The sequence below is a fragment of the Arthrobacter sp. CJL-S3 genome (assembly GCF_056711635.1).
In genome coordinates, this window is the sequence record NZ_CM160046.1 from 406,295 (window position 1) to 428,605 (window position 22,311).

The 22,311-nt window shown below is 69.9% G+C and carries 19 protein-coding genes and 1 pseudogene; 8 read left to right on the top strand and 12 right to left on the bottom strand.

Translation table 11 applies throughout. The annotated features are described in order from the left end of the window. The first annotated feature begins 17 nt into the window (after positions 1-17). Positions 18-2,408, top strand: coding sequence for a phosphoenolpyruvate synthase (ppsA, locus tag AC06G6_RS01925; RefSeq protein WP_479825835.1), 2,391 nt, complete (start codon positions 18-20; stop codon positions 2,406-2,408). Here ppsA and AC06G6_RS01930 read toward each other — a convergent pair. Next, positions 2,356-4,294, bottom strand: a pseudogene (locus tag AC06G6_RS01930) (heavy metal translocating P-type ATPase). The gene ppsA and the pseudogene AC06G6_RS01930 overlap by 53 nt on opposite strands. A 231-nt stretch (positions 4,295-4,525) precedes the next feature. Between AC06G6_RS01930 and AC06G6_RS01935 the strand changes: the two are divergent. From AC06G6_RS01935 to AC06G6_RS01945, 3 genes are read left to right on the top strand one after another with little or no spacing between them, the layout of a single operon-like run. Next, entirely contained in the window at positions 4,526-5,641 is a 1,116-nt protein-coding gene (locus AC06G6_RS01935; protein WP_479825837.1) for an SDR family oxidoreductase, read from the top strand. Positions 5,642-5,673: 32 nt separating this feature from the next. After that, positions 5,674-6,663 carry a polysaccharide deacetylase family protein gene (locus tag AC06G6_RS01940; protein ID WP_479825839.1) on the top strand — a complete coding sequence of 330 codons (990 nt, stop codon included), beginning with the start codon at positions 5,674-5,676 and terminating at the stop codon, positions 6,661-6,663. Further along, a complete protein-coding gene (locus AC06G6_RS01945; protein WP_479825842.1) occupies positions 6,660-9,842 on the top strand; it encodes an HAD family hydrolase in 3,183 nt (1,060 codons plus the stop codon). Before AC06G6_RS01940 ends, AC06G6_RS01945 begins: the two co-directional genes overlap by 4 nt. 40 nt (positions 9,843-9,882) lie before the next feature. On the opposite strand, the gene AC06G6_RS01950 is transcribed toward AC06G6_RS01945, so the two are convergent. The 6 genes from AC06G6_RS01950 to AC06G6_RS01975 form a co-directional block, all read right to left on the bottom strand. Next, a complete protein-coding gene (locus AC06G6_RS01950) occupies positions 9,883-10,857 on the bottom strand; it encodes a zinc-dependent alcohol dehydrogenase family protein (protein ID WP_479825845.1) in 975 nt (324 codons plus the stop codon). A gap of 96 nt (positions 10,858-10,953) precedes the next feature. Next, complete coding sequence (locus AC06G6_RS01955) at positions 10,954-11,934, bottom strand: universal stress protein (protein WP_479825847.1); 981 nt, start codon at positions 11,932-11,934, stop codon at positions 10,954-10,956. A 74-nt stretch (positions 11,935-12,008) separates the two neighbouring features. Beyond that, a complete protein-coding gene (locus tag AC06G6_RS01960; protein WP_479825849.1) occupies positions 12,009-13,175 on the bottom strand; it encodes a YihY/virulence factor BrkB family protein in 1,167 nt (388 codons plus the stop codon). Between the two features lie 84 nt (positions 13,176-13,259). After that, positions 13,260-13,868, bottom strand: a complete 609-nt coding sequence (locus AC06G6_RS01965) for a DUF3618 domain-containing protein (RefSeq protein WP_479825853.1) — start codon at positions 13,866-13,868, stop codon at positions 13,260-13,262. Positions 13,869-13,886: 18 nt separating this feature from the next. Further along, positions 13,887-14,300 carry a phage holin family protein gene (locus AC06G6_RS01970; protein WP_479825855.1) on the bottom strand — a complete coding sequence of 138 codons (414 nt, stop codon included), beginning with the start codon at positions 14,298-14,300 and terminating at the stop codon, positions 13,887-13,889. Beyond that, complete coding sequence (locus tag AC06G6_RS01975) at positions 14,297-15,166, bottom strand: hypothetical protein (protein ID WP_479825857.1); 870 nt, start codon at positions 15,164-15,166, stop codon at positions 14,297-14,299. Before AC06G6_RS01975 ends, AC06G6_RS01970 begins: the two co-directional genes overlap by 4 nt. A 206-nt stretch (positions 15,167-15,372) precedes the next feature. Between AC06G6_RS01975 and AC06G6_RS01980 the strand changes: the two genes are divergently transcribed. Then, positions 15,373-16,293: a spermidine synthase gene (locus tag AC06G6_RS01980; protein WP_479825859.1), complete on the top strand. Its 921-nt coding sequence runs from the start codon at positions 15,373-15,375 to the stop codon at positions 16,291-16,293. 28 nt (positions 16,294-16,321) lie between these two features. On the opposite strand, the gene AC06G6_RS01985 is transcribed toward AC06G6_RS01980, so the two are convergent. Further along, positions 16,322-17,239 carry a LysR family transcriptional regulator gene (locus tag AC06G6_RS01985; protein WP_479825861.1) on the bottom strand — a complete coding sequence of 306 codons (918 nt, stop codon included), beginning with the start codon at positions 17,237-17,239 and terminating at the stop codon, positions 16,322-16,324. 142 nt (positions 17,240-17,381) lie between these two features. On the opposite strand from AC06G6_RS01985, the gene AC06G6_RS01990 reads away from it, so the two are divergent. Next, positions 17,382-18,131, top strand: coding sequence for a 3-hydroxybutyrate dehydrogenase (locus AC06G6_RS01990; RefSeq protein WP_479825863.1), 750 nt, complete (start codon positions 17,382-17,384; stop codon positions 18,129-18,131). Between the two features lie 56 nt (positions 18,132-18,187). Here AC06G6_RS01990 and AC06G6_RS01995 read toward each other — a convergent pair whose 3' ends face one another. The 3 genes from AC06G6_RS01995 to AC06G6_RS02005 all read right to left on the bottom strand — a co-directional run bounded on the left by AC06G6_RS01995 (position 18,188) and on the right by AC06G6_RS02005 (position 19,588). Continuing rightward, the gene (locus AC06G6_RS01995) at positions 18,188-18,448 is read right to left on the bottom strand and encodes a helix-turn-helix domain-containing protein (protein ID WP_479825865.1); all 261 of its coding nucleotides are present in this window, start codon (positions 18,446-18,448) and stop codon (positions 18,188-18,190) included. Positions 18,449-18,465: 17 nt separating this feature from the next. Beyond that, positions 18,466-18,612 carry a hypothetical protein gene (locus tag AC06G6_RS02000; protein WP_479825867.1) on the bottom strand — a complete coding sequence of 49 codons (147 nt, stop codon included), beginning with the start codon at positions 18,610-18,612 and terminating at the stop codon, positions 18,466-18,468. A gap of 322 nt (positions 18,613-18,934) precedes the next feature. Beyond that, a complete protein-coding gene (locus AC06G6_RS02005; protein WP_479825869.1) occupies positions 18,935-19,588 on the bottom strand; it encodes a LysE family translocator in 654 nt (217 codons plus the stop codon). 194 nt (positions 19,589-19,782) lie between these two features. On the opposite strand from AC06G6_RS02005, the gene AC06G6_RS02010 reads away from it, so the two are divergent. After that, entirely contained in the window at positions 19,783-20,751 is a 969-nt protein-coding gene (locus AC06G6_RS02010) for an NAD(P)-dependent alcohol dehydrogenase (RefSeq protein WP_479825871.1), read from the top strand. Between the two features lie 11 nt (positions 20,752-20,762). Here AC06G6_RS02010 and AC06G6_RS02015 read toward each other — a convergent pair whose 3' ends face one another. Beyond that, the gene (locus AC06G6_RS02015) at positions 20,763-21,098 is read right to left on the bottom strand and encodes a hypothetical protein (protein ID WP_479825873.1); all 336 of its coding nucleotides are present in this window, start codon (positions 21,096-21,098) and stop codon (positions 20,763-20,765) included. 228 nt (positions 21,099-21,326) lie between these two features. On the opposite strand from AC06G6_RS02015, the gene AC06G6_RS02020 reads away from it, so the two are divergent. Continuing rightward, positions 21,327-22,169 (top strand): IclR family transcriptional regulator, encoded by an 843-nt coding sequence (locus tag AC06G6_RS02020; RefSeq protein WP_479825875.1) that lies wholly within the window; start codon positions 21,327-21,329, stop codon positions 22,167-22,169. Positions 22,170-22,311: the final 142 nt, after the last annotated feature.

The following is a 22,311-nucleotide window of genomic DNA, read 5'->3' on the forward strand; positions in this document are numbered from 1 at the left end:
CGCCACAGGATGGGTCCATGACTGACTCCCCGGTGCTGTGGTTTGACGAGATCGGCATGGGCGATGTCCCGCAGGTGGGCGGCAAAAACGCCTCCCTCGGCGAACTCATCCAGTCCCTGAAAGCCAAGGGCGTGCGCGTGCCCGACGGCTTCGCCACCACCGCCGGCGCCTACCGCCGCTTCCTTGGGGCCAACGGGATCGAGGCCGCGATGCGCTCGCGGATCAAGGCCTACCGCTCCGGCGAAACCTCCCTGCGCGCCACCGGGGAGGCCATCCGGGAACTGTTCCTGGACAGTGAGTTCCCGGCGGACATCAGCGAATCCATCCGCTCTCACTACCGCGAACTGGGCGGGCGCGCCGGACTGGACCGGCTCTCGGTCGCGGTCCGCAGCAGCGCCACCGCCGAGGACCTGCCGGACGCGAGCTTCGCCGGGCAGCAGGAGACGTTCCTGAACATCGCCGGGGAACGGGAACTCCTCGACGCCTGCCGCCGCTGCTACGCCTCCCTCTTCACCGACCGGGCCATCAGCTACCGCGAGGTCAAGGGCTTTGACCACCTCGACGTCGCGCTTTCGATCGGCGTGCAGCGGATGGTGCGCTCCGACGTCGGCGCCTCCGGCGTGATGTTCTCCATCGACACGGATTCCGGCTTCCCCCGCGTGGCCGTGGTCAGCGCCGCCTGGGGCCTGGGCGAAACCGTGGTCCAGGGCACCATCAACCCGGACAAGTACCTCGTGTTCAAGCCGCTCCTGGCCCAACCGGAATTCGCGCCGATCATCGAGAAGACCCTCGGCTCCAAGGCCCGGAAGATGGTTTACAGCCGCGGCGGCCACGCACGCACCAAAATGGTGGACACCTCGGAAGCCGAACGCCGCGCCTTTGTCCTGGCCGACGCCGAGATCCTCGCCCTGGCGCGCTGGGCCGTGAGCGTGGAGGAGCACTACGCCCGGCCGATGGACATGGAATGGGCCCGGGACGGCGTGACCGGGGAGCTGTTCATGGTCCAGGCCCGGCCGGAGACGGTCCAGTCGCAGAAGACCGGCTCCCGGTTCACCCTCCACCACCTGCTGGAATCCGGCACCGTGCTGGCGCGCGGCGCCGCGATCGGCGATTCCATCGCGCAGGGCACCGCGTGCGTGATCAGGAGCGCGGCGGACATCGAAAACTTCCGCGACGGCGCCATCCTCGTCACCGAGATGACCGACCCGGACTGGGTTCCGATCATGAAGCGGGCGGCCGGCATCGTGACCGACCACGGCGGCCCCACCAGCCACGCGGCGATCGTGAGCCGCGAACTCGGGGTCCCCGCCGTCGTCGGCACCGGCAACGCGACCACCGCCCTGGCGGAGGGCCTCGCCGTGACCATCTCCTGCGCCGAGGGTGATGAGGGCCGCGTCTACCGGGGCAGCCTTGCGTTTGAAACCGAGGAGGTGGACCTCGGGGAGCTGCCGGAGACGCACACGAAAGTTATGGTCAACATCGCCAGCCCCGCGGCCGCGTTCCAGTGGTGGCGGCTGCCGGCCGACGGCGTCGGGCTGGCCCGGATGGAATTCATCATCAGCAGCCTGATCCGCGTGCACCCGATGGCGCTGGTCCACCCCGAGCGGGTCACCGACCCCGGCGAGGCCGAGCAGATCCGCGCCCTGGCCAGCGGCTATCCGGACCCGAAGGACTACTTCGTGGACGCCCTGGCCCTGGGCATCGCCAAGATCGCCGCGCCCTACCATCCCCGGCCTGTCATCGTCCGGCTCAGCGACTTCAAAACGAACGAGTACGCGCACCTGATCGGCGGCTCCGCCTTCGAGGAGCCGGAGGAGAACCCCATGCTCGGCTTCCGCGGCGCCTCCCGCTACTACGACGAGCGCTACCGGGAGGGGTTCGCGCTGGAGTGTGTGGCCCTCAAGCGGGTCCGGGAGCAGCTCGGGTTCGGCAACATCATCGTGATGATCCCGTTCTGCCGGACCCCGCAGGAAGCGGACCGGGTGCTGGCTGTGATGGCGGAGAACGGCCTGGTCCGGGGCAGGAACGGCCTTGAGGTCTACATGATGTGCGAGATCCCGTCCAACGTTGTCCTCGCCGAAAAGTTCGCCACCCGCTTCGACGGCTTCTCCATCGGCTCCAATGACCTCACCCAGCTGGTCCTGGGCGTGGACCGGGATTCGGCGCAGCTGGCCGCACTCTTCGATGAGCGGGACGAGGCCGTCATGGCGATGATCAGCGAGGCCATCCGCAAGGCCCACGCCGCCGGGATCAAGATCGGCATCTGCGGCCAGGGCCCCAGCAACCACCCCGAGTTCGCGGCGTTCCTGGTCAGCGAGGGCATTGATTCCATCTCGCTGAACCCGGACAGCTACCTCAGGACCGTTCCGCGGATCGCGGAAGCCGAGAAACAGGCAGCGGCCCGGTAGCGCCGGCGGCTTTCTGCCCCGGAAGCTTTGCTCCGGCCGCCTTCCTGCCGGGGCTCAGTGCGCGCAGCGCATTGAGGATCGTGGCCAGGTCCACGAGTTCCTGGGTCAGGGCGCCGGCGATGGCCGGGATGTAGCCGGCTGCCGCCGCGATCATCAGCGCCACGCTCAGCCCGATTCCGATCCAGATGCTCTGCAGCGCCACCTTGACGGTGCGCTGCCCGATCCGCACGGCGGAGGCCGCCTTGGACAGGTCATCGAGGATGATCACGACGTCGGCCGACTCACCGGCCGCCGTCGAGCCGCGCGCGCCCATCGCGATCCCGACGTCGGCGACGGCCAGGACGGGGGCGTCGTTGACGCCGTCGCCGACCATCATGACCGGGCGGAGGGGCAGGGACCGGACGGCTTCGACCTTGTCCGGCGGCAGGCACTCGGCGCGGACATCGGTGAGCCCCGCCTCGGCCGCGATGTGCTCGGCGGTGGCGAGCGCATCGCCGGTCAGCATCACCGTCCGGGTGACGCCGAGTTCCTTGAGCTCGGCCAGGGTGCGGCGTGTTTCCCGGCGGATCGGGTCGCTCATCACGAGGGACCCGGCGAATTCCCCGGCCACGCCCACGTAGATGGCGAGTTCGCCGCTGGCGAGCTCCGTTGCCACGACGCCGGGGGCCGATTCGGCCACGAAGTTGGGCTTGCCGACCACCACGTCGCGGCCGTCGAAGCGGGCCCGGACGCCGTGCGTGGCGAATTCGGTGGCCTCCGTGGCGGTTTCAAACGCCAGCCCGCGGGTGTGCGCGGCATCCATCACCGAGGCGGCGAGCACATGGGAGGAATACTGTTCGGCGGAGGCCGCCAGCCCGAGGACCTCGTCCTCGGTGAAGGATCCCGCGGTCCGGACAGCGACCAGGGCCGCGGCCGTACGTGAGGGTGCCGGTCTTGTCGAAGGCGACCGTCTTGATCCGGCTCAGTTGCTCCAAAACACCGGCGTATTTGACGATGATGCCGCCGCGCGCGGCGCGGCTCATGCCCCCCAGGAACGCCACCGGGGCGGCGATCAGCAGCGGGCACGGGGTCGCCACCACCAGCACCTCCGCGAAGCGGACCGGGCTGCCACTGACGATCCAGCCGATCGCGCCAATGACGTAGGCGAGGGCAGTGAACGGCACGGCATACCGGTCCGCGAGCCGCACCATGGGCGCCTTGCTGTCCGCGGCTTCCTTGACCAGTGCCACGATGCGGCTGTACTGCGAATCCTCCATCCGGGCCGTGACCTGCATCCGGACCGCGGCTTCGCCGTTGAGGGAGCCGCTCATCAGCCCCTCGCCGGCAACCCGCTCCACCGGAAGGCTCTCCCCGGTGAGCGAGGACTCGTCGAAGCTGCCGGACTCGGAGAGCAGGATGCCGTCCAGCGGCACCACCTCACCCGGCCGCACCAGCAGGATGTCACCGACCTCGACGTCCGTGGCGGCGACATCCTCCTGCTGGCCGTTCGTAAGGGTCCCGGCGGCGGAGGTGCTGCCCCCGCGTTCCCGGTGGGCCGTCTGCGGGACGCGCTCCAGCAGGGACGTGAGTTCTTTCTTGGCCCGGCCGGCCGCATAGTCCTCCAGGGCGGTCCCGCCGGCCATCATGAGGACGATGATCATGGACGCGATGTACTCGCCCACGAGCACCGTGCTGACGATCGCGGTGACCGCCAGGATGTCGATGCCCCACTGGCCGCCGATCAGCCGGCGGACCATGCCGACGGCCAGGTAGGCCGCCACGGCCAGGGCGTAGACGCTGGCTGAGATCTGCGCAATCAGCGGCTGCCCGGACAGGAGCAGTACTAGCACCGCGAGCAGGGCAGCTATTGTGCCCGCAACAAGCGGATACCGGAGCAAGAGTTTCACGGATATCCTGCCTTCGCTTTCGCGTTTCTTCACGCGTCTTCCACTATTTGCATCCTACTGCGGACCCCCTCCGTGGAGGTCCGTGCGGGCACAGGTTACGAAGCGCCGGCAGGCGGTCCCCTCACGGGCATGAGACGCTGGAGCGGGGCGGGGGAGGACCCGTCCCGGCCGAACCGGCCCGCGGCCAGGGGCCCAGTGACGGTCCGGCGGGTCAGTACCAGGAGGAATGGCATGCGCAACAGCTCAGACACCGTTGAGACCAAAACTGCCCTGGTGGTGGGAGCCAGCGGGATTGCCGGGTCCGCCCTGGTCGACAGGCTCGCGGAGGAGGGCTGGGACGTTGTGGCACTCTCCCGCAGCCCGCTCGGGCGCAGTGATGTCCGCCATGTGAGTGCGGACCTGAATTCGGTGGAAAGCCTGCAGGAAGCGCTGGCCGGCGAACAGGCGAGCCATGTGTTCTACACCGCCTGGTCACGGAGGAACACGGAACAGGAAAACATCGAGACCAACGCGGCCATGCTGCGGAACCTGCTGGCCAGCCTCAGCGGCCATCCGGTGAAGCATGTGGCCCTTATGACCGGGCTGAAGCATTATCTGGGCCCGTTTGAGGCGTACGCGGCGGGGGAGATGCCGGACACTCCCTTCCGCGAAAGCGAGCCAAGGCTGCCGACGCCCAACTTCTACTACGCCCAGGAGGACGAGTTGTGGGCCGCCGCCGGGACGCAGGGCTTCGGCTGGTCCGTGCACCGGGCGCATACGGTGATCGGGCATGCGGTCGGCAATGCCATGAACATGGGCCTCACCCTCGCCGTCCAGGCCTCCATCTGCCGGGAGCTCGGCGAGCCGTTCATCTTCCCGGGCTCCGAAACGCAGTGGAACAGCCTCACGGACATGACGGATGCCGGGCTGCTGGCGGACCACATGATCTGGGCGGCCACCGCCGACGGGGTGGGCGACGAGGCGTACAACATCGTCAACGGCGACATCTTCCGCTGGCGCCGCATGTGGCCTGCGCTCGCCGCCTACTTCGGCGTCGAACCCGTCGGATACGCCGGCCAGCCCCGCCCGCTGGAACAACAGATGCTCGGCAAGGAGGGCCTCTGGGCAGACCTCGCCGCCCGCCACGGGCTCGCCGAACCCGATCTCGCGCGGCTCGCCTCCTGGTGGCACACGGACGGCGATCTGGGCCGGAACCTCGAAGTCGTCACCGATATGAGCAAGAGCCGCCTGGCCGGCTTCACCGGGTACCGCCGCACGGAAGACTCCTTCACCCGGTTGTTCGACCGGCTCCGGGCCGACCGCCTGATACCGGCAGCGTCCGGCACCCCGGGGGCCTTTCAGCCCTAGTTCGGCTGTGGCCGGTGGTGCCACCGTGAAGCATGTGGTCGTTCCTGTCCGAGCGGCGCCGGTGGCTTGTGGCCGTGGCCGCGGTGCTTCTGCTGTCCGCCGCGGTGGTCCTGGCCGCCGCCCTGACGGCGGTCCCGCCGTCGGCCGGCCCGTCCCCCTCCGAGTCGTCACCGCAGCCCACCGTGCCGCCTTCACCGACGATTCCGGTCACGGCGGACCCCTCGGACAGCGCGACGCCGGGGCCGTCGCCGTCGGACGTTCCGGTCCCCGCCCCCAGCGAAACGGCTCCCGCCGGGCCCGCGCCGCTGCCCACCACCCCCGCTCCGCCCCCGCCCGCACCGCCGGCGCCTGAGCCCCCGGCCCCGCCCGCACCGGCGGCACCGTTTCCCGCCGCGCTCGCCGGCCGTGACCTCGAGGTGATCCCGGGCGCCGGGACGGTGGTGGCGCTGACGTTCGACGCCGGCGCCAACTCGGCCGGGCTGCCCGGCATCCTGCAGACCCTCGCCGCCACCGGCGTGCGCGGCACGTTCTTCCTCACCGGCAACTGGGCCGCCGCGAACCCGGCGGGAGTCGCGGCCATCGTGGCGGGCGGCCACCGGCTGGGCAACCATTCGATGACCCATCCGGGCTTCACCGGGCTCCCCGACGCCGCGATCGGGGACCAGCTGTCGGGAGCCGAGCAGGCCATCCGCGCCGGCGGCGGGGACCCGCGGCCGTTGTTCCGGTTCCCGTTCGGCGAACGCGACGCCCGCACCATCGCCGCGGTCAACGCCTACGGGTACCTGCCCGTCCGCTGGACCGTGGACACCCTGGGCTGGAAGGGCAGCAGCGGAGGAATCACGGCCCAGATCGTGGCGGACCGGGTGCTCGCCGGGCTCCGGCCCGGGGAGATCGTGCTGATGCACATCGGCTCCAACCCCAACGACGGGACCACCCTCGACGCCGACGCCCTGCCCGGGATGATCGAGCGGATCCGGGCGGCGGGCTACGGCTTTACCACCCTCGATGCGCTGCTGGTATGACGGAGTCGCCCACCCTCGCCGCCGCTCTGGCGCCCGTCGACGCCGTGATTTTTGACCTCGACGGCGTGGTCACGGACACCGCGGAGCTCCGCACGGCCGCGTGGAAGCAGCTCTTCGACGGCGTCCTCCAGGACCCGCGGTTGCCCGCCGGGACGCGCCGGGACCCGTTCAGCACCGATGACTACCTGGACCTCGTGGCGGGACGGACCTGGGAGGATGCGGTCACCACCGTCCTTCGCTCCCGCGGCGGGGCCATCCCGGACGGCACACCCGCGGACGGCCCCGCGGAGTGGACCGCCTTCGGCCTCGCAGCACGCCAGAACGAACTGTTCGACAAACTGCTCGGCACCAACCCGGTCCGGGCCTTTCCCGGCACCGCGGACCTGCTCGGCAGGTTGAAGGCCGGCCGGGTCCCCGTAGTGCTCGCCACCTCCGCCAGGAACGCCGGCGCGCTGCTGGCCGCCGCAGGGCTCGCGGACGTCTTCGACCACGTCATCGACGGGCAGACGGCCCTGGACCGCGACGTCGCGGGAAAACCGGCCCCGGCGCTGCCGCTGGAGGCGGTCCGCCGGCTGGAGATCCCGCCCGCCCGGGCGATGGTGATCGAGGAATCCGTCACCGGGGTGGAGGCCGGCCGGCGCGGCGGATTCGGGCTGGTGGTCGGCATCGACCGGGACGGGCGCCGGGATCGGCTGGAAGCCGCGGGCGCCGACGTCGTCGTCGAGGATGTCAGCCAGCTGGACATCGGCCTCGTCATCACCCACCCGTGGCTGCTGGTCTACGAGGGCTTCGACCCGGCGCACGAGGGCCACCGCGAGGCCCTCACCACCCTCGGCAACGGGTACCTGGCCACCCGGGGAGCCGCCCCGGAGCACCGGGCCGGGGCCGTGCACTATCCCGGCAGCTATCTCGCCGGGGTCTACAACAGCCTGCACAGTGTGGTCCTGGACCAGGAATCCGACGACGAGCACATGGTCAACATCCCCGACTGGCTGCCCCTGGATCTCCGGATCGGCGACGGCGACTGGTGGTCCGAGGGCGGGCTCTCGCTCCGCAGCGAGCGGCGTACCCTGGACCTGAAGCGGGCCGTGCTGAGCCGGGAGGCGCTCCTGGAGGACGACGCCGGCCGGCAGCTGAGGCTGCTGCAGCGCCGCCTCGTGTCCATGGCCACACCGAACCTCGCCGCGCTGGAAACCGTCATCACGGCCGTCGGCTGGAGCGGGGGCGTCAGCGTCCGCAGCGGCTGCGACACGGACGTGACCAACTCCAATGTCCCCGAGGACGCGTCACTGTCCAGCCGGCATCTGGGGTCCGTCCAGGCGGCCGCCTCCGCGCCCGGCCCGGGCGTCGCCGGCCTCACGGTGGAAGTCCGGACCGTCACCAGCGGGATCGGGATCGCCCTGGCGCTCCGGACCGACGTGTCCGGTGCCGGCGGGCCGGCCGGGTCCGGGATTCCCGAACAGCTGGGCGGGCTGCACACGCACCGCTTCGAGCTTTCCGTGAACGCGGGGGAGCCGCTGACCGTGCTCAAGACCGTGGCCGTGGCGTCCTCCCGCGACCACGCCATCGCCTCGCCGCTGACGGCCGCCCGCGCCGCGCTGAACCGCGCACCGGAAGGTTTCGCTGCCCTGCTGGCCGAGCACGAGGCCGCCTGGGAGATCCTGCTCAAGCCGTTCATCATTGAATTCGACGCGAGCTCGCAGGCGCAGCTCATCCTGAACCTGCACGTCTTCCACCTGCTGCAGACGCTCACCACCCACACCGCAGAACTCGACGCCGGCGTACCGGCCCGCGGACTGCACGGCGAGGGCTACCGGGGGCACATCTTTTGGGATGAACTCTTCGTCCTGCCGGTGCTGAACTCGCGGCTGCCGTCCCTCGCGCGGGAGCTGGTCGATTACCGGTGGCGGCGGCTCGGCGCCGCCCGGGACGCGGCGCGGGCGGCGGGGCTGAAGGGGGCGCTGTTCCCGTGGCAAAGCGGCAGCGACGGCACGGAACAGACGCCGAAGCTGCTGTTCAACCGGCGCTCCGGGCACTGGATGCCGGACTACTCCCGGCTTCAGCGCCATGTCGGCCTCGCCGTCGCCTACAACGCGTGGCAGTACTTCGAGGCGACCCAGGACCGCGGCTGGCTGACCGAGCACGGGGCGGAAATCATCGTCGACGTCGCCCGGCTGTTCGCGTCGATGGCGGAGTCCGACCCGGCGGACGACCGCTTCCACCTCCGGGGCGTCATGGGCCCGGATGAGTACCACACCGGGAACCCCGGCGACCCGGGCGGCGGACTGAACGACAACGCGTACACCAACGTCATGGCCGCCTGGGTGTTCGACCAGGCCGTCTGGATCATGCATTCGGTCCGGGGGTTCGACATGGAGGAGCTGCGCGCCCGGCTGCTGGTCACCGCCGCCGAGATCGAGGCCTGGGAACACCTCAGCCGGCGCATGTTCGTTCCGTTCCACGACGACGGCGTCATCAGCCAGTTCGACGGCTACAGTGCGCTGCGGGAACTGGACTGGAAGCACTACCGCCGCAGCTACGGTCTCATCGAGCGGCTGGACCTGATCCTGGAGGCGGAAGGGGACAGCACCAACCACTACCGGCTGGCCAAACAGGCCGACGTGCTGATGCTGCTGTACGTCCTGGGCGAGGACCAGCTCATCCGGTTCCTGGCCCGGATGGGCTACGCCGTCACCTCCGCGCAGATGGCCGCCACGGTGGACTTCTACCTCGCCAGGACGGCGCACGGATCCACGCTCAGCCGGGTGGCCCACGCCTCGGTGCTGGCCCAGCGGGACCCCGAGCGGGCGTGGGCGGTGTTCCGGGAGGCCCTGGACGCGGACCTGGACGACACCCAGGGCGGAACCACCAGCTCCGGCATCCACCTGGGCGCCATGGCCGGGACGATCGACGTCGTCCAGCGCAGCTTTGCCGGGCTGCGGATCACCCGCGACGCCCTCGATTTCGCGCCCCGGCTGCCCGTCGAGCTCAGCCGCCTGGATTTCCAGGTCCGCTACCGCGACCAGATGCTCGCCGTCCAGCTGGAACGCGACCGGCTGACGGTGTCCGCGGCCCCCGGGGACGCCGCCCCGGTGCTGGTGCGGGTGGGAACCCGGCGGGTGCTGCTCAGGGCCGGCCAGGACCACGTGTTCCTGCGCACGGAGGGCTGGCCCGGCTGACCCGGTTGACCACGCTGACCAGGCGGGCGCGCCGGGCCGGCTACGGAGCGTCCATCCGGAGCACCGCTGCTCCCGTGACCCGGTCCTCCGACAGGTCCAGCAGGGCCTTGTCCGCGGCCGAGAACGGATAGGGCACGGTGGTGGGGCGCAGCGGGATCTCCGCGGCGACGCGGAAGAACTCCTCGCCGTCGGCCCGGGTGTTGGCCGTGACGCTGCGCAGCTGGCGTTCCTGGAACAGCTCCGCGGCGTAGTGCAGCGGCGGAATGTCACTCAGGTGGATGCCGGCGACGGCGAGCGTGCCGCCCCGGTCCAGGGCACGCAGGGCCACCGGAACCAGGCTGCCGGCCGGGGCGAAGAGGATGGCGGAATCCAGCGGATCCGGCGGCTGCTCGTCGGCGCCGCCGGCAAAGGTCGCCCCCAGCTCGAGGGCCAGCGCGCGTGCCTCCTCGGACCGTGTCATCACGTACACACGGGCGCCCTGGAAGAGGGCCATCTGGGCCGCCAGATGGGCGGATCCGCCGAAGCCGTAGATCCCCAGCCGTCCGCCGATGGGCAGGTCGGCGCGGCAGAGGGCGCGGTAGCCGATGATTCCCGCGCAGAGCAGAGGTGCGGCCTCCTCGTCCGAGAAGCTTGGCGGGAGGCGGTAGGCAAAGTTTTCGGCCACCGTGATGAGTTCGGCGTAGCCGCCGTCGCGGTCCCAGCCGGTAAACACGGGGAAGAGGCAGAGGTTCTCCGCACCGCGCAGGCAGAAGCGGCACGTGCCGCAGGTCCTGCCGAGCCAGGCGACGCCCACGCGTTCTCCGGGGGAGAAGCGCGTGGCGCGGGCCCCGCACTTGATGACTTCGCCGACGACTTCGTGTCCCGGGATGACGCCGGGGTGCCGCGGCGCGAGGTCGCCCTCGGCCAGGTGCAGGTCGGTGCGGCAGACACCGCACACCCGGACCCGCAACAGCACCTCCCCGGGGCCCGGCCGGGGGTCGGGGCACTCGTCCGCCACCAGGGGGCCGCTTCTCATCGGCCCGGGCTGTCCTACCCGCCAGGCTCGCACGGGCGTCCTCCTCTGCTAGAACCTCCAGCTCCCCTCTGAAGGCGGTGGTCCGATGGAGCGGGGTCAGCGCGTAATCAGGACATTGCAGCGCGCTTTGTTCAGGATCCGTGTGACGGTGTTGCCCGGGCCGCCCTCCCGGTTGTGGGTTCCAATGACCAGTACTTCGGCGTCTCCGGCGGCCGCCAGCAGCTCCTTGGACGCCGCGTGGCCTTCCCGCAGGACCCCGGAGACCGACAGCTCCGGAGCGAGGTTACGGGCATCTTCCACGGTGTGGTCCAGAAGTTCCTGGCCGTGCAGCGGGCCGTGCCGTCCGTGCCTTTCCCGGGCTGCGCCGCCGGACTGGTCGATGTGGACGATCTGGAGGTTGGTGCCTAGCATCCCCGCCAGCCGGACGGCGGCGGCCAGCGCCGCGGAACTCCGGGAGGTCCCGTCGATGCCAACGACGACGGGGCCGGCAGCCTGGCCGGGGCTGCGCGGCCGGCGGATGACCATCAAAGGGCAGGGGGAGGAGCCGGCCAGGTCGAGACAGACTGATCCGGCAACATGCCCCAGCACGCCGCCGAGACCGCGGCTGCTGACCACCAGGAGGCGGGCGTCACGGGCGGCGTCGCGCAGCACGGCGGCCGGGAGCCCTGCTTCCATGACACCCTCGACGCCGGAATCGGGTTCCGCGGCCGACTCCGCGGCGGGTGCCGCCCCCGCTGCACCGGCCGCTGCCCCGGGGCCCGGTGCCGGGGCGGCGGTGGGTGCTGCCGGGCCCAGGGCCGACCGGCCCGGCGCGGCGGCGACGGCCGTGCGGGCCAGCTCCACGCCTTCGGCCAGGACCACCTCGGCCGCGTGCCGCAGCCCGCTGCCCTCGACGCCCTTGACCGGTCCGAGCTTCTTGGTGAAGACGGGCCAGATCCAGGCATGCACGACGCGGAGCCGGTACCCCCCGGCGGCCGCGTATTCCGCGGCCCACCGGACGGCCGCCTGCGCCGCCTCGGACCCGTCGTAGCCCACTGCCACGGTGCTGCGTTCGTCCCCTGCGGCGGGTGCCGTCATGCGTCCTCCCGGTCAGCCAAGTCCGCCCCAGGGCGGCACTTTGCCCCCAGTAGAACTCAGGGTCCCGGAAAGGGCTAGGGGCTTTGGTCCCGCGGGTTACGGGGATCCTGGTCCCGGACGGACCGGGAGCCCGCCGCGGCCTCGGTGTCCGCGCCGCCGCTCCGTTCACGCAGTTCGCGGCCGCGCTGGACGTCCTCCTCTTCACGGGCCTGCAGCTTGTCGCTCTGCTTGGTGTCCCGGGGCGGCAGCTGGATGGTTTCCTCGGCTTCGATGCCGGCCTGGAGCTGGCGGCCGCGCTCCATTTCGGCGTCGAACTCGGCCCCGAACAGCAGCGACATGTTCAGGATCCAGAGCCAGAGCAGCGAAATGATGACGCCGCCGATCGTGCCGTAGGTCTCGTTGTAGCTGCTGAAATTGGCGACGTAGAAGCCGAAGGCCAGGGAGGCCAGCAGGAAGATCACCAGCGCGATCAGGGATCCGAGGCTCATCCAGCGGAACTTGGGCTGTTTCACATTGGGCGTGGCGTAGTAGAGGATGGCGATCGCGGCCACCACGAGGAGCACGATGAGGGGCCATTTGGCGATGTTCCAGATGGTCAGGACCGTCCCGCCCAGGCCCAGGGCGTTGCCGACGGATTCGGCGACGGGGCCGCTGAGGACCAGCATGGCGGCCAGCAGCAGCACGATCAGCACGGTGGCGATGGTCACGGCGAGCATGGTGCCGCGGAGCTTGATGAACGGCCGGCCTTCATCAACTTCGTAGATCCGGTTCATGGCCCGGCCGAACGCGCCGACGTAGCCGGAGGCGGACCACAGGGCGGTGAGGATACCGATGACCAGGGTGAGTCCGGCGGCGGAGTTACTGCTGAGCTTCTCGACCGGTTCGCGGAGGGCGTCCACGGTGTCACCGGGGGCGAAGCCCTGGACGATGTCCAGGAGCGCCCCGGTGGTTTTCCCGGGCTCCCCGAAGATGCCCAGCAGCGACACCAGGGCCAGCAGCGCCGGGAAAATGGAGAGCACCGAGTAATAGGTCAGGGCAGCGGCGAGGTCGGGGCACTGGTCCTTGGTGAATTCGCGGAAGGTTTTCTTGGCGATGTACCGCCAGGAGGGCTTGGTGACTTCCGTGGGGCTGTCCGGTTTGCGGGCATCGTCCGGTGCGGGCGCCGTGCGGGCCTTGGCGGTGCTGCTCTCCTGCGTTTCGGCGTCGGCCGGAGTTGCTGCCGCGGCGGGGTTCTTGGACATGGGGGTTCTTCCTTCAGGGGGTTAAGTGCGTCAGCCGGCCGCCCGGCGCGTGAGCGCAGGACGGCCGGCCGGGTGCCAGCGGGATCAGGCCTGCTGGACGTTGTCCTTGGCCGTGGCGGTGCGGTCCTTGACGTCGGCAACGGCGCCCTGGCCCTCGGCCTTGACGTGCTCGGTCGCGTCAGCGGCGGTGGCCTTGACGTTCTCCATCGCGGCCTGGGCAGGTTCCTTGAGCCCTTCTGCGACGTGTTTGGCGGCCTCGGTGAGTTCCGTGGTGAGCGGTTCGGCCGCGGTCTTCAGGGCATCGGCGGCTTCGCGTTCCTTCTGGCTGGCCGGGATCAGGGAGGAGACCAGCAGGCCGGCCCCGAAGGCGATCAGGCCTGCCGCGAGCGGGTTGCCCTGGGTCTTGGTCCTGACCTGTGCGGGGGCGTCCCCGATGGCCGCGCCGGCATCGCCCAGGTGCGCCCCGGCGGTCCCGGTGGCGGAGTGGACATTGCCGGCGGTGTGGTCGGCAGCTCCCATGACTTTCTCCTTCACTCCAAAGACGGCGTCCTTGACGTTTTCTTTCACTTTGTCGCTCTGGCGCTGGACGATGTTGGACGGGGTGACCTTGTCCGCGACGGCATCGACATTGGTGCCCAGCCGTGCGCGGGTTGCTTCGATATCTGCTCGGATGACATCCGGGTTTTCACTCATCGTGTTTCCTCGCTGTGTTTAGGTGGTGGGCTTGAGCGTGGGCGGGATTTCCTGCAGCGTCTCGGCGGTCTGGGGCATGCCCTTGATCGCGTTGAGTTCCTTGCGGCCCTTGGCTGCCAGGATCGCGGCGACGACTCCCCAGATGAGGGCGACGACGACACCGGACCAGCCCAGGCCCATGACGGTCCCGAGCGCCCACCAGAGCGCCAGGGACAGGAACAACAGGACGAAGTGGCCGGCGACGCCGGCGCCGGCCAGCATCCCGGCGCCCTTGCCGGCACGGGTCGCGGACTGCCTGAGTTCGACCTTCGCCAGCTCGACTTCCTGCCGCATCAGGGTGGACATGTCCCGCGTGACCTCGCCCAGCAGATCGCCCAGCGACGTCGTTTCAGCCTTGGCATGCGCGGCGGTGTGGGGCATTTCGCTGGTCATCGACGGCCGCCGTCAAAGGGATCGTCACGGAAGGGATCCTGCCGGGCCGGGTCCGTCACCACAGGTTCGGAGGCCCAGCGGTCCTGCCGGCCGCCGTCGCCGAGGGGATCGGCGTCGAGCGGATTGGGCGGGTAGGTCTCCGCGAAGCCCGCGGTCGTGGTTTCCGGGGCCGGCATCTGCACGGGCGGCGGGGGAACGGCCATGCCGGTGTCCGGGACCCTCGTGACGGGGGTCGCGGCGGTGACGGGAGTCGCAGCGGCGCCCGTTTCCGGAGCTCCGGCGCTCAGGCTGCGGCTCAGCCGCCCGGCCAGGACGCCGGCGCCGGCCGCGAGCAGCAGGAACGTGCCGGGGCGCTGGCGGGCGAAGGATTTCACCTCGGTCAGCAGCGAACCCGGGTCCCGGGCATCGAGCCAGCCGGCGACGGCGGAAGACCGCTCGGCCGCCTGGCGCACGAGGTCGCTGGCGACGCCGGGCTGATCGGAGGCCGCGGCCATGGTCTGCAATTCGGTGGAAATCGAGCGAAGGCCTTCGGCGACTTTCTGCTGCTGAGTGCCGGCCTGGTCGGTGAGGTCGGACTTGGCCTGGTACATGAGATCCCGGGCGTTCGTCTTCACTTCGGCCGCGACGTTGGCGGCTTCGGTTTTGGCGGTCTCGGTCACGGTCTGGGCGGAATCGGTGGCCTGGCGCTTCACGTCGGCTGCCTCGTCCCGCGCGGCATCGGTCTTGGAGGCCCCGTTCTCGGTGGAGGTGCCGTAGGAGCTGCCCTGCGGCGTCGGCGGGAAGGTGGTTTCGGGCCGGAGGGGAGTCTGCTGGGTGGCCGTGGGAGTGCGGTAGCTACCGTCCTGGGGCCATTGGTTCTCTGTCATCTTCGCTCTCTTTTCAAGATCGGCTGCTGATCACAACCAGCATTAACTGGAGAGATAATAGTAAGCATGATTACTAAAGAATAGTAAGTACCCTTTGCTTAATCTTTTTTTGCCGCTGCAGCACATCCTGAGGGGCCGGGGCCGCGGTGAAGCCCGCCCCGGCCGGTGAACTAGGCTTGAAACATGAGCAAAACGGTGCACGGCTGATGGCTAAGCGGGGCAGGGCTGCCGGCCGGAGCAACACCGAAAAGGCCGCCGGAGTCGTGGAGATCCCGAAGGGCAGCCGCCCTGAGGGACCCCTGGAGGGCATCTACTACATCGACACCGGTGACTGCGAACTGATCGCCGACCAGGACAACTCCAACGGCTGGCTGCTGCGGATCAACGGCGTGATGAGCTCGCACATCGACCTGGCCGATCCGCTGTTCCTCGACTTCGAATACATGCGCTGGATCTCGGCCCTGGTGGAATCGCGCTGGCCGCGGGACTCCCGGGCGAAGCTGCGCGCCCTGCACCTGGGTGGAGGAGCATGCTCCCTGGCGCGCTACTTCCACGCCGCCTACCCGGAGGCCCGCCAGGTGGTGGTCGAACTCGACGGCAAACTCGCCGAATATGTCCGGGGCTGGTTCGACCTGCCGAAGGCGCCGCTGATGCGCCTGCGGGTCGGGGAGGCCCGTGAGGTCACAGAAAGCCTCACGCCCCAGACCAGGGACCTGATCATCCGCGACGTGTTCGCGGGCTCGCTGACGCCGCGGCCGCTCACCACGCGGGAGTTCAACGAGCACGCCAAGCGTGTCCTGGCCCCCGGGGGGATCTACCTGGTGAACTCAGGCGACGCGCCGGACCTGAAAAACGCCCGGGAGGAAGCCGCGACCATCGCGGACGCCTTCAAGCACACCGTCATAATCGCGGACCCCGCCATGCTCAAGGGCAGGCGCTACGGGAACATGATCATGGCAGGCAGCGACCTGCCGTTCGACGACGACCCGGGACTGGCGCGGCGCCTGCTGGGCGGCGCGGTGCCCGCCCACATCTGGAACGACGCCAAGGTCCGGGCTTTCGCCGCCGGCGCCCCGGTCCGCCGAGACCCGAAAACCGTGGAACCTGCCCCGTCGGCTGCTCCGTAACGGCCCTTTAGCGCCCGCAAAACGGCGGTTACGGAGCAGCCGCTGCGTACCCTCCCCGCCCCAGGAGCGCCGTGCGGTGCGCCTTCGTCTGCTCGCGCAAAGCCTGCACCACCGCGGCGACGGCCGGGCGGCGCATGGAATCCGGGCGCAGCACCATCCAGTACGGCAGCAGTTCGGCGAACTCCTCCGGCAGCAGCCGGACCAGATCCGGATGCAGATCCGCCGCGAAACAGGGCAGGAAGCCGATCCCGGCGCCGGCGCGGGTCGCCTCGACATGGACGAAGACATTGGTGGAGCTCAGGCCGTCCCGCATCGTGGGAACGAGGCGCCGCGGGGCATCCAGGTCGTCCACCTGAAGCATGGAATCCACGAAGTAGACCAGCGAATGGGTGGTGAGTTCCTCGATCGTCGTGGGGGTGCCGTACTCGGCAAGGTAATCGCGGGAGGCGTACATGCCGAGCATGTACTCGCCGAGCCGGGCGGCCGCGGCCCGGTGCACCTGCGGTTCACCCACCACGACCTCGATGTCCAGCCCGGAACGCTGCTGGAGCGCCCGCCGCGTCACGGTGATGATCTCGACGCTGAGACCGGGGTGGTCGCGGCGCAGCCTGGCCACCGCGGGGGCCGCGATGTAGGCGCTGAAGCCGTCCGTCGCGGTCATCCGGACGACGCCGGTGATCGGGTCCGGCACCCGGCCGGGCTGTTCGAGGGTCCGGATCGCCGCTTCGACCCGCTCGGCCACCAGCACCGCTTCCGCGCCCAGTTCCGTGAGCTCCCAGCCGCCGGAGGCGCGGGAGAGCACCCGCCCGCCCAGGGCCTTCTCCAGCGCCGCGATCCGGCGCGACACGGTGGTGTGGTTCAGCCCCAGGGACTGAGCCGCCGTCGTGAACTTCGCGGAGCGGGACACAGCCAGAAGGACAAGCAGGTCATCCGGGTTCGCATTCATATCTGCAATTCTGCACACAAGGGGTGCTGGTTTGACCATTGAATCGCACACTTTCTGCGGCAATACTCAGTACGGCTGCTCAGCGCTGTGCATCGCACCTCCTCTGGGCCGTTGACGACCCCAAACTTGAGGAGTGCAGGACATGGAGAGCAGCTTGAACGGGCGAAAAGCCCTGGTGACCGGCGGAGCCGGCGGAATCGGCGCTGCGAGCGTCCGCGCCCTGGCGGCACGGGGTGCCAAGGTGGTGATCGCGGATATGGATGAGGCCGCGGCCACAGCCCTCGCCGATGAGGTCGGCGGCACCTCCTGGGCGGTCAACCTGCTCGACGTCGAGGCGCTGCAGTCCGTCAGCCTCGACTGCGACATCCTGGTCAACAACGCGGGCATCCAGCGCATCAGCCCGATCGAGGACTTCGACCCTGCCGACTTCCGCCGCCTCATCACGCTCATGCTGGAAGCGCCGTTCCTGCTCATCCGGGCCGCGCTGCCGCACATGTACGCCAACAACTTCGGCCGCATCATCAACCTGTCCTCGGTGCACGGGCTCCGGGCCTCGCCGTTCAAGAGTGCCTATGTCTCGGCAAAGCACGGCCTGGAAGGCCTGAGCAAGGTCACGGCGCTGGAGGGCGGCGCGCACGGCGTCACCTCCAACTGCGTCAACCCCGGCTATGTCCGGACGCCGCTGGTCGAGTCGCAGATCGCGGACCAGGCCAAGGTGCACGGGATCCCGGAAGCCGAGGTGCTCACCAAGATCATGCTGACCGAGGCCGCCGTCAAGCGTCTCGTCGAGCCGGAGGAGGTCGCCTCCCTCGTGGCGTGGCTGGCCTCCGACGACGCCGGCATGGTCACCGGCGCGAGCTACACGATGGACGGCGGCTGGTCCGCCCGGTAGCGGGCCGACTCACCCGCGTTGTTCCGGGGTCTGGTCCGACGGATGCGGGCCGACGATCAGTCCGTCGTCTTGTCGTCCTTCTGGTCGTCGGTCCGGCCGTCCTTTTTGTCGTCACCCTGGGGCGGGGTCGCAGGCTCGGTGGAGCGGCGGATGTAGTCGTTGACGGCCTCCTCGGGAACCCGGAACGAGCGGCCCACCCGCACGGCGGCGATGGCGTGTGACTTCACCAGCCGGTAGACGGTCATTTTGGACACCCTCATGGCCGCAGCGACCTCCGCGATCGTCAGGAAGTGGGAGGAAAAATTCGCTGAGCTCATGTCGTCTGGCCCGTCCACTAGTCGGGGTACCGGAGTTGCCGGTAGTCGTAGAAGGTGACGTCCCCGGCCGCGCTGCCGCCGGTCCGGAGACCCACGTAGGGGGCATCGATCACGGCCACGGTGCCCAGGTGCCGGCCGTTGAACGGATCATCGCCAATCAGCACCTGTCCCATCCGGAACGGAATGCGCGGTGCTCTGGCGCGGCTTACGGTTCCCCACAGGAAATCCGCCACCCGGCGTCGTTGGTGTGGTGGTCGTTGGTGTTGTGCCTGCGGAGATGCTGGGGACTCCATCGGAACCACTCCTTCGGAAAGCGCGCCACTCGGACTATCGGCGGCATCCCGGACCAGCTGTGGGAGGGCTCCCCAGCCCCGCGCCCCCGGCCGGTCCGTGCAGCCGTGAAGCTACTGTAGCCGTCAGCCCCATTCGTCACACGAGTAACTTCTCGCTCCGCCAGACCGCGTACCACTTGGGACGCAGCGCCGACTACTTGCCGGGCCGCGGCTCCGCCCCGTTCCCGGCCAGCGCAAGGGTTCCGCCCAGCCCGATCATCATCGCCCCGCCGGTGGTGCCCAGGGCGGCGATCCGCCGGGGCGAGCTGGCAAACCAGCGGCGGGCAGTACCGGCGATCAGCGCCCAGCCGCTGTCCGAGGCCAGGGCAATCGCGAGGAACAGCGCCCCCAGCGTCGCCAGCTGCAACGGGATGGCGCCGGCCGAGTAGTCGACGAACTGGGGCAGCACGGCGACGAAGAAGATAATCGACTTGGGGTTGGTGGCCCCGACGATGAATCCCTCCCGGAGGATCCGCAGGGTCGACGCCGGACGCGAGGGCTCCGCCGCCGTCGGGCCTCTGCCGCGGTGCCGGATGGCCTGGATGCCGAGGTAGATGAGGTAGGCCGCGCCGGCGAACTTGACCCCGCTGAAGAGCAGCACGGACTGGGCCAGCATCACGCCCACCCCCAGGGCCACCGCGGCGACCTGCAGCAGCTCCCCGGCGGCGTTGCCCAGCACACTCAGGAGCCCGCCCCGGCGGCCCAGCGCCAGCGTCCGTCCGATCACGAACAGCACGCTGGGTCCGGGCACGGCGATCAGCAGGAGGGCGGCGAGGGCGAAGGCCAGCAGGTTCGTGGCGGGGACCATGACTGATTTTAGCCCCGCGGCCCCGGCCCGCGGCGGGCGGTGCCCTACCGGAGGGGCTGCCGGCCGTGATAGAACCGATCCGGGTCGCGAATCCCTTCGTCTCCTGCGCTTTGAGCAGGGCCGTCACCCGCCCGTGCGCTCAGGGTGCCGCCGGGTGCTGCGTTCCAGCACCCCGACAGTGAAGAAGAGGCGCCATGAAAGCCATCGTCCAGGACGCGTACGGCTCTGCGGATGTTCTGGTGCTGCGCGACGTTGAAACCCCGGTACCGGGCGACGACGACGTGCTGATCAGCGTCCGCGCCGCCGGCGTCGAGCAGGGGGTCTGGCACCTCATGACCGGACTGCCGTTCCTGACCCGGGCCTTCTTTGGGTTCAAGGCGCCCAAGAACCCGATCCGTGGCAGGGAAGTCGCCGGCCGGGTCGAAGCGGTGGGGCAGAACGTCGTCGGGTTCCGTCCTGGGGATGAGGTCTTCGGCACCGCCGAGGGAACCTTCGCCGAATTCGTCTGCGCCAAGGAGGGCAAGATTGCCCTGAAACCGGTGAACGCCAGCTTCGAGCAGGCAGCGGTCGTGCCCATCTCCGCCACCACGGCACTGCAGGGACTGCGCGACAGCGGGCATCTCCAGCCCGGGCAGGAGGTCCTGATCATTGGCGCGGGCGGCGGCGTGGGCTCCTTCGCCGTCCAGCTCGCGAAGGTGCTCGGGGCGCAGGTCACCGGCGTGTGCAGCACCGCGAAGCTGGACCTGGTCCGGTCGATCGGCGCCGATCACGTCATTGACTACAAGCATGACGACTTCGCGGACGGCGCGCGGCAGTACGACCTCATTCTCGACACGGCCGGCAACCGCCCGCTGTCAGTTCTCCGCCGGGCGCTGAAACCCCGGGGAACCCTCGTGATTGTCGGAGGCGAAGGCGGGGGCCGCTGGACCGGAGGCTTCGAACGCTCCCTCCGGGCCGCCCTGATCTCCCCCTTCGTCGGGCAGAAACTGACCGGCCTGATGGCAACCGAGCGCCAGGAGGATCTCCGCTACCTGGCCCAGCTCATCGACGCCGGCACCGTCACCCCCGTCATCGACAAGAGCTATCCGCTGGGCGAGGCTCCGGGAGCAATCCGGCACATGCACGACGGCCACGCCCGCGGCAAGGTGGTCATCACGGTCTGAGGAGGCCCGCTTCAGGGCTGCTGCAGCGCGAGCACGATGATCGCGACGTTGATCCCGAGCCCGATCAGCCACCAGCGGTTGAAGGTCAGCAGCAGCAGCACGGCCGAGACCACGGCGCCCGTGACGGTGACCGGAATCCACCAGGGCGCGTCGCCGATCAGGCCCAGGCCGCCCAGCACGAGAATGACGGCGGCCGCGATGGCCAGAGCGGATGCCAGCCGGCGGACGTTGCCGGCAAAGGGCGAGTGTCCGACGTCGAACGGCGCGTTCTGGTCCGGCTTCGGCAGCCAGATGGCCAGATGGACCAGGCCGTGCGCGATCAGGAACAAACCCGCAAACCAGCGCATGGCGGACCTCCTGCATCCCAGCTGACGCGTCCATGCAAGCACCGCCGCCGGGGTGCGGCAAGGGGCGGAAGCCCCTCCCGCCGGGAGCGGCACCTCATTGCCGCGGCGGGACATGCCCGTTGGTTGTCCGGGATTCCAGACACCGCGGACGCGTCGGTCTGTCCGGGGCCCCGGCCCGGGGCGCATGCTTAAGTACGGGATACCGGACACCGCACCTGAAGAGGATCCATGCCAGCCACCAGCACCACCCCGCCTGCCGATGAGGGGGCACCCCGGGCCGCCACGGCCAAGGTGACCTCCAAGGTTCCGGCCGCGGAAAACACCCTGCGCATCCTCAAACTGCTGGCCTCCAAGCGGGGGCCGATGGCGGCGTCGAACATTGCCACCGCGCTGGGGCTGCCGCGCTCCAGCGTGTACCACCTGCTGGGCGTTATGGAGGCCAACGGCTTTGTGCTGCACCTGCACGAGGAACAGCGCTACGGGCTGGGGATCAGTGCCTTCGAGCTCAGTTCGGCGTATTCTCGGCAGGAGCCGCTCTCGCGCCTGGGCCGGCCGCTGCTCGCCGCGCTGGTGGATGTGATCGGTGAAAGCGCCCACCTCGCCGTGCTGCACGGCCGCGACGTGCTCTACATCGTGGAGGAGCGGGCCAAGAACCGCCCCTCGCTGGTGACCGACGTCGGGGTGCGGCTGCCGAGCCACCTGACCGCGAGCGGGCGCGCCATCCTCGCCGCGCTGCCCAAGTCGCAGGTCCGGGCGCTGTACCCCAACGCGGCAGCCTTCACCGCCCGGCACGAGACCGAATCGCCGATCATGAAGTACTCGGCGCTCTCCTCGCATCTGGACCAGGTCCGGCAGCGCGGCTACGCCACCGAACACGGGGAGGTCACGCCCGGCTTCGGCTCGATCGCGGCTGCCGTGACGGACCATGTGGGCTGGCCGACCGCCGCCGTCGCCGTGACCTTCCTTGAGGACAAACTCCCGCCCGAGGAGTGGCCCGCCCTCGCCGCCCGGGTGCGGAAAGCCGCGGACGATCTCTCCCTCCGCATCCACGGCCGCCCGCAGCCCGGCTGACCGGCCCGCCCTTCGCCGCCGTCGCCCCCCGCCGCCGTCGCCCCCGCCAACCTCCCGTTGCGCTATCACTTTGAGCGCTCATCCGGGCCTTTTAGGGACCGGAAGTGATAGCGCAACGCGGGGGAGGGAAGCCGGCGGTGTG

Excerpts from the sequence above, each read along its gene's own strand:
- ppsA (WP_479825835.1), top strand. The coding sequence starts at position 18 with ATGACTGACTCCCCGGTGCTGTGGTTTGACGAGATCGGCATGGGCGAT.
- AC06G6_RS01935 (WP_479825837.1), top strand. The coding sequence starts at position 4,526 with ATGCGCAACAGCTCAGACACCGTTGAGACCAAAACTGCCCTGGTGGTG.
- AC06G6_RS01940 (WP_479825839.1), top strand. The coding sequence starts at position 5,674 with ATGTGGTCGTTCCTGTCCGAGCGGCGCCGGTGGCTTGTGGCCGTGGCC.
- AC06G6_RS01945 (WP_479825842.1), top strand. The coding sequence starts at position 6,660 with ATGACGGAGTCGCCCACCCTCGCCGCCGCTCTGGCGCCCGTCGACGCC.
- AC06G6_RS01950 (WP_479825845.1), bottom strand. The coding sequence starts at position 10,857 with ATGAGAAGCGGCCCCCTGGTGGCGGACGAGTGCCCCGACCCCCGGCCG.
- AC06G6_RS01955 (WP_479825847.1), bottom strand. The coding sequence starts at position 11,934 with ATGACGGCACCCGCCGCAGGGGACGAACGCAGCACCGTGGCAGTGGGC.
- AC06G6_RS01960 (WP_479825849.1), bottom strand. The coding sequence starts at position 13,175 with ATGTCCAAGAACCCCGCCGCGGCAGCAACTCCGGCCGACGCCGAAACG.
- AC06G6_RS01965 (WP_479825853.1), bottom strand. The coding sequence starts at position 13,868 with ATGAGTGAAAACCCGGATGTCATCCGAGCAGATATCGAAGCAACCCGC.
- AC06G6_RS01970 (WP_479825855.1), bottom strand. The coding sequence starts at position 14,300 with ATGACCAGCGAAATGCCCCACACCGCCGCGCATGCCAAGGCTGAAACG.
- AC06G6_RS01975 (WP_479825857.1), bottom strand. The coding sequence starts at position 15,166 with ATGACAGAGAACCAATGGCCCCAGGACGGTAGCTACCGCACTCCCACG.
- AC06G6_RS01980 (WP_479825859.1), top strand. The coding sequence starts at position 15,373 with ATGGCTAAGCGGGGCAGGGCTGCCGGCCGGAGCAACACCGAAAAGGCC.
- AC06G6_RS01985 (WP_479825861.1), bottom strand. The coding sequence starts at position 17,239 with ATGAATGCGAACCCGGATGACCTGCTTGTCCTTCTGGCTGTGTCCCGC.
- AC06G6_RS01990 (WP_479825863.1), top strand. The coding sequence starts at position 17,382 with ATGGAGAGCAGCTTGAACGGGCGAAAAGCCCTGGTGACCGGCGGAGCC.
- AC06G6_RS01995 (WP_479825865.1), bottom strand. The coding sequence starts at position 18,448 with ATGAGCTCAGCGAATTTTTCCTCCCACTTCCTGACGATCGCGGAGGTC.
- AC06G6_RS02005 (WP_479825869.1), bottom strand. The coding sequence starts at position 19,588 with ATGGTCCCCGCCACGAACCTGCTGGCCTTCGCCCTCGCCGCCCTCCTG.
- AC06G6_RS02010 (WP_479825871.1), top strand. The coding sequence starts at position 19,783 with ATGAAAGCCATCGTCCAGGACGCGTACGGCTCTGCGGATGTTCTGGTG.
- AC06G6_RS02015 (WP_479825873.1), bottom strand. The coding sequence starts at position 21,098 with ATGCGCTGGTTTGCGGGTTTGTTCCTGATCGCGCACGGCCTGGTCCAT.
- AC06G6_RS02020 (WP_479825875.1), top strand. The coding sequence starts at position 21,327 with ATGCCAGCCACCAGCACCACCCCGCCTGCCGATGAGGGGGCACCCCGG.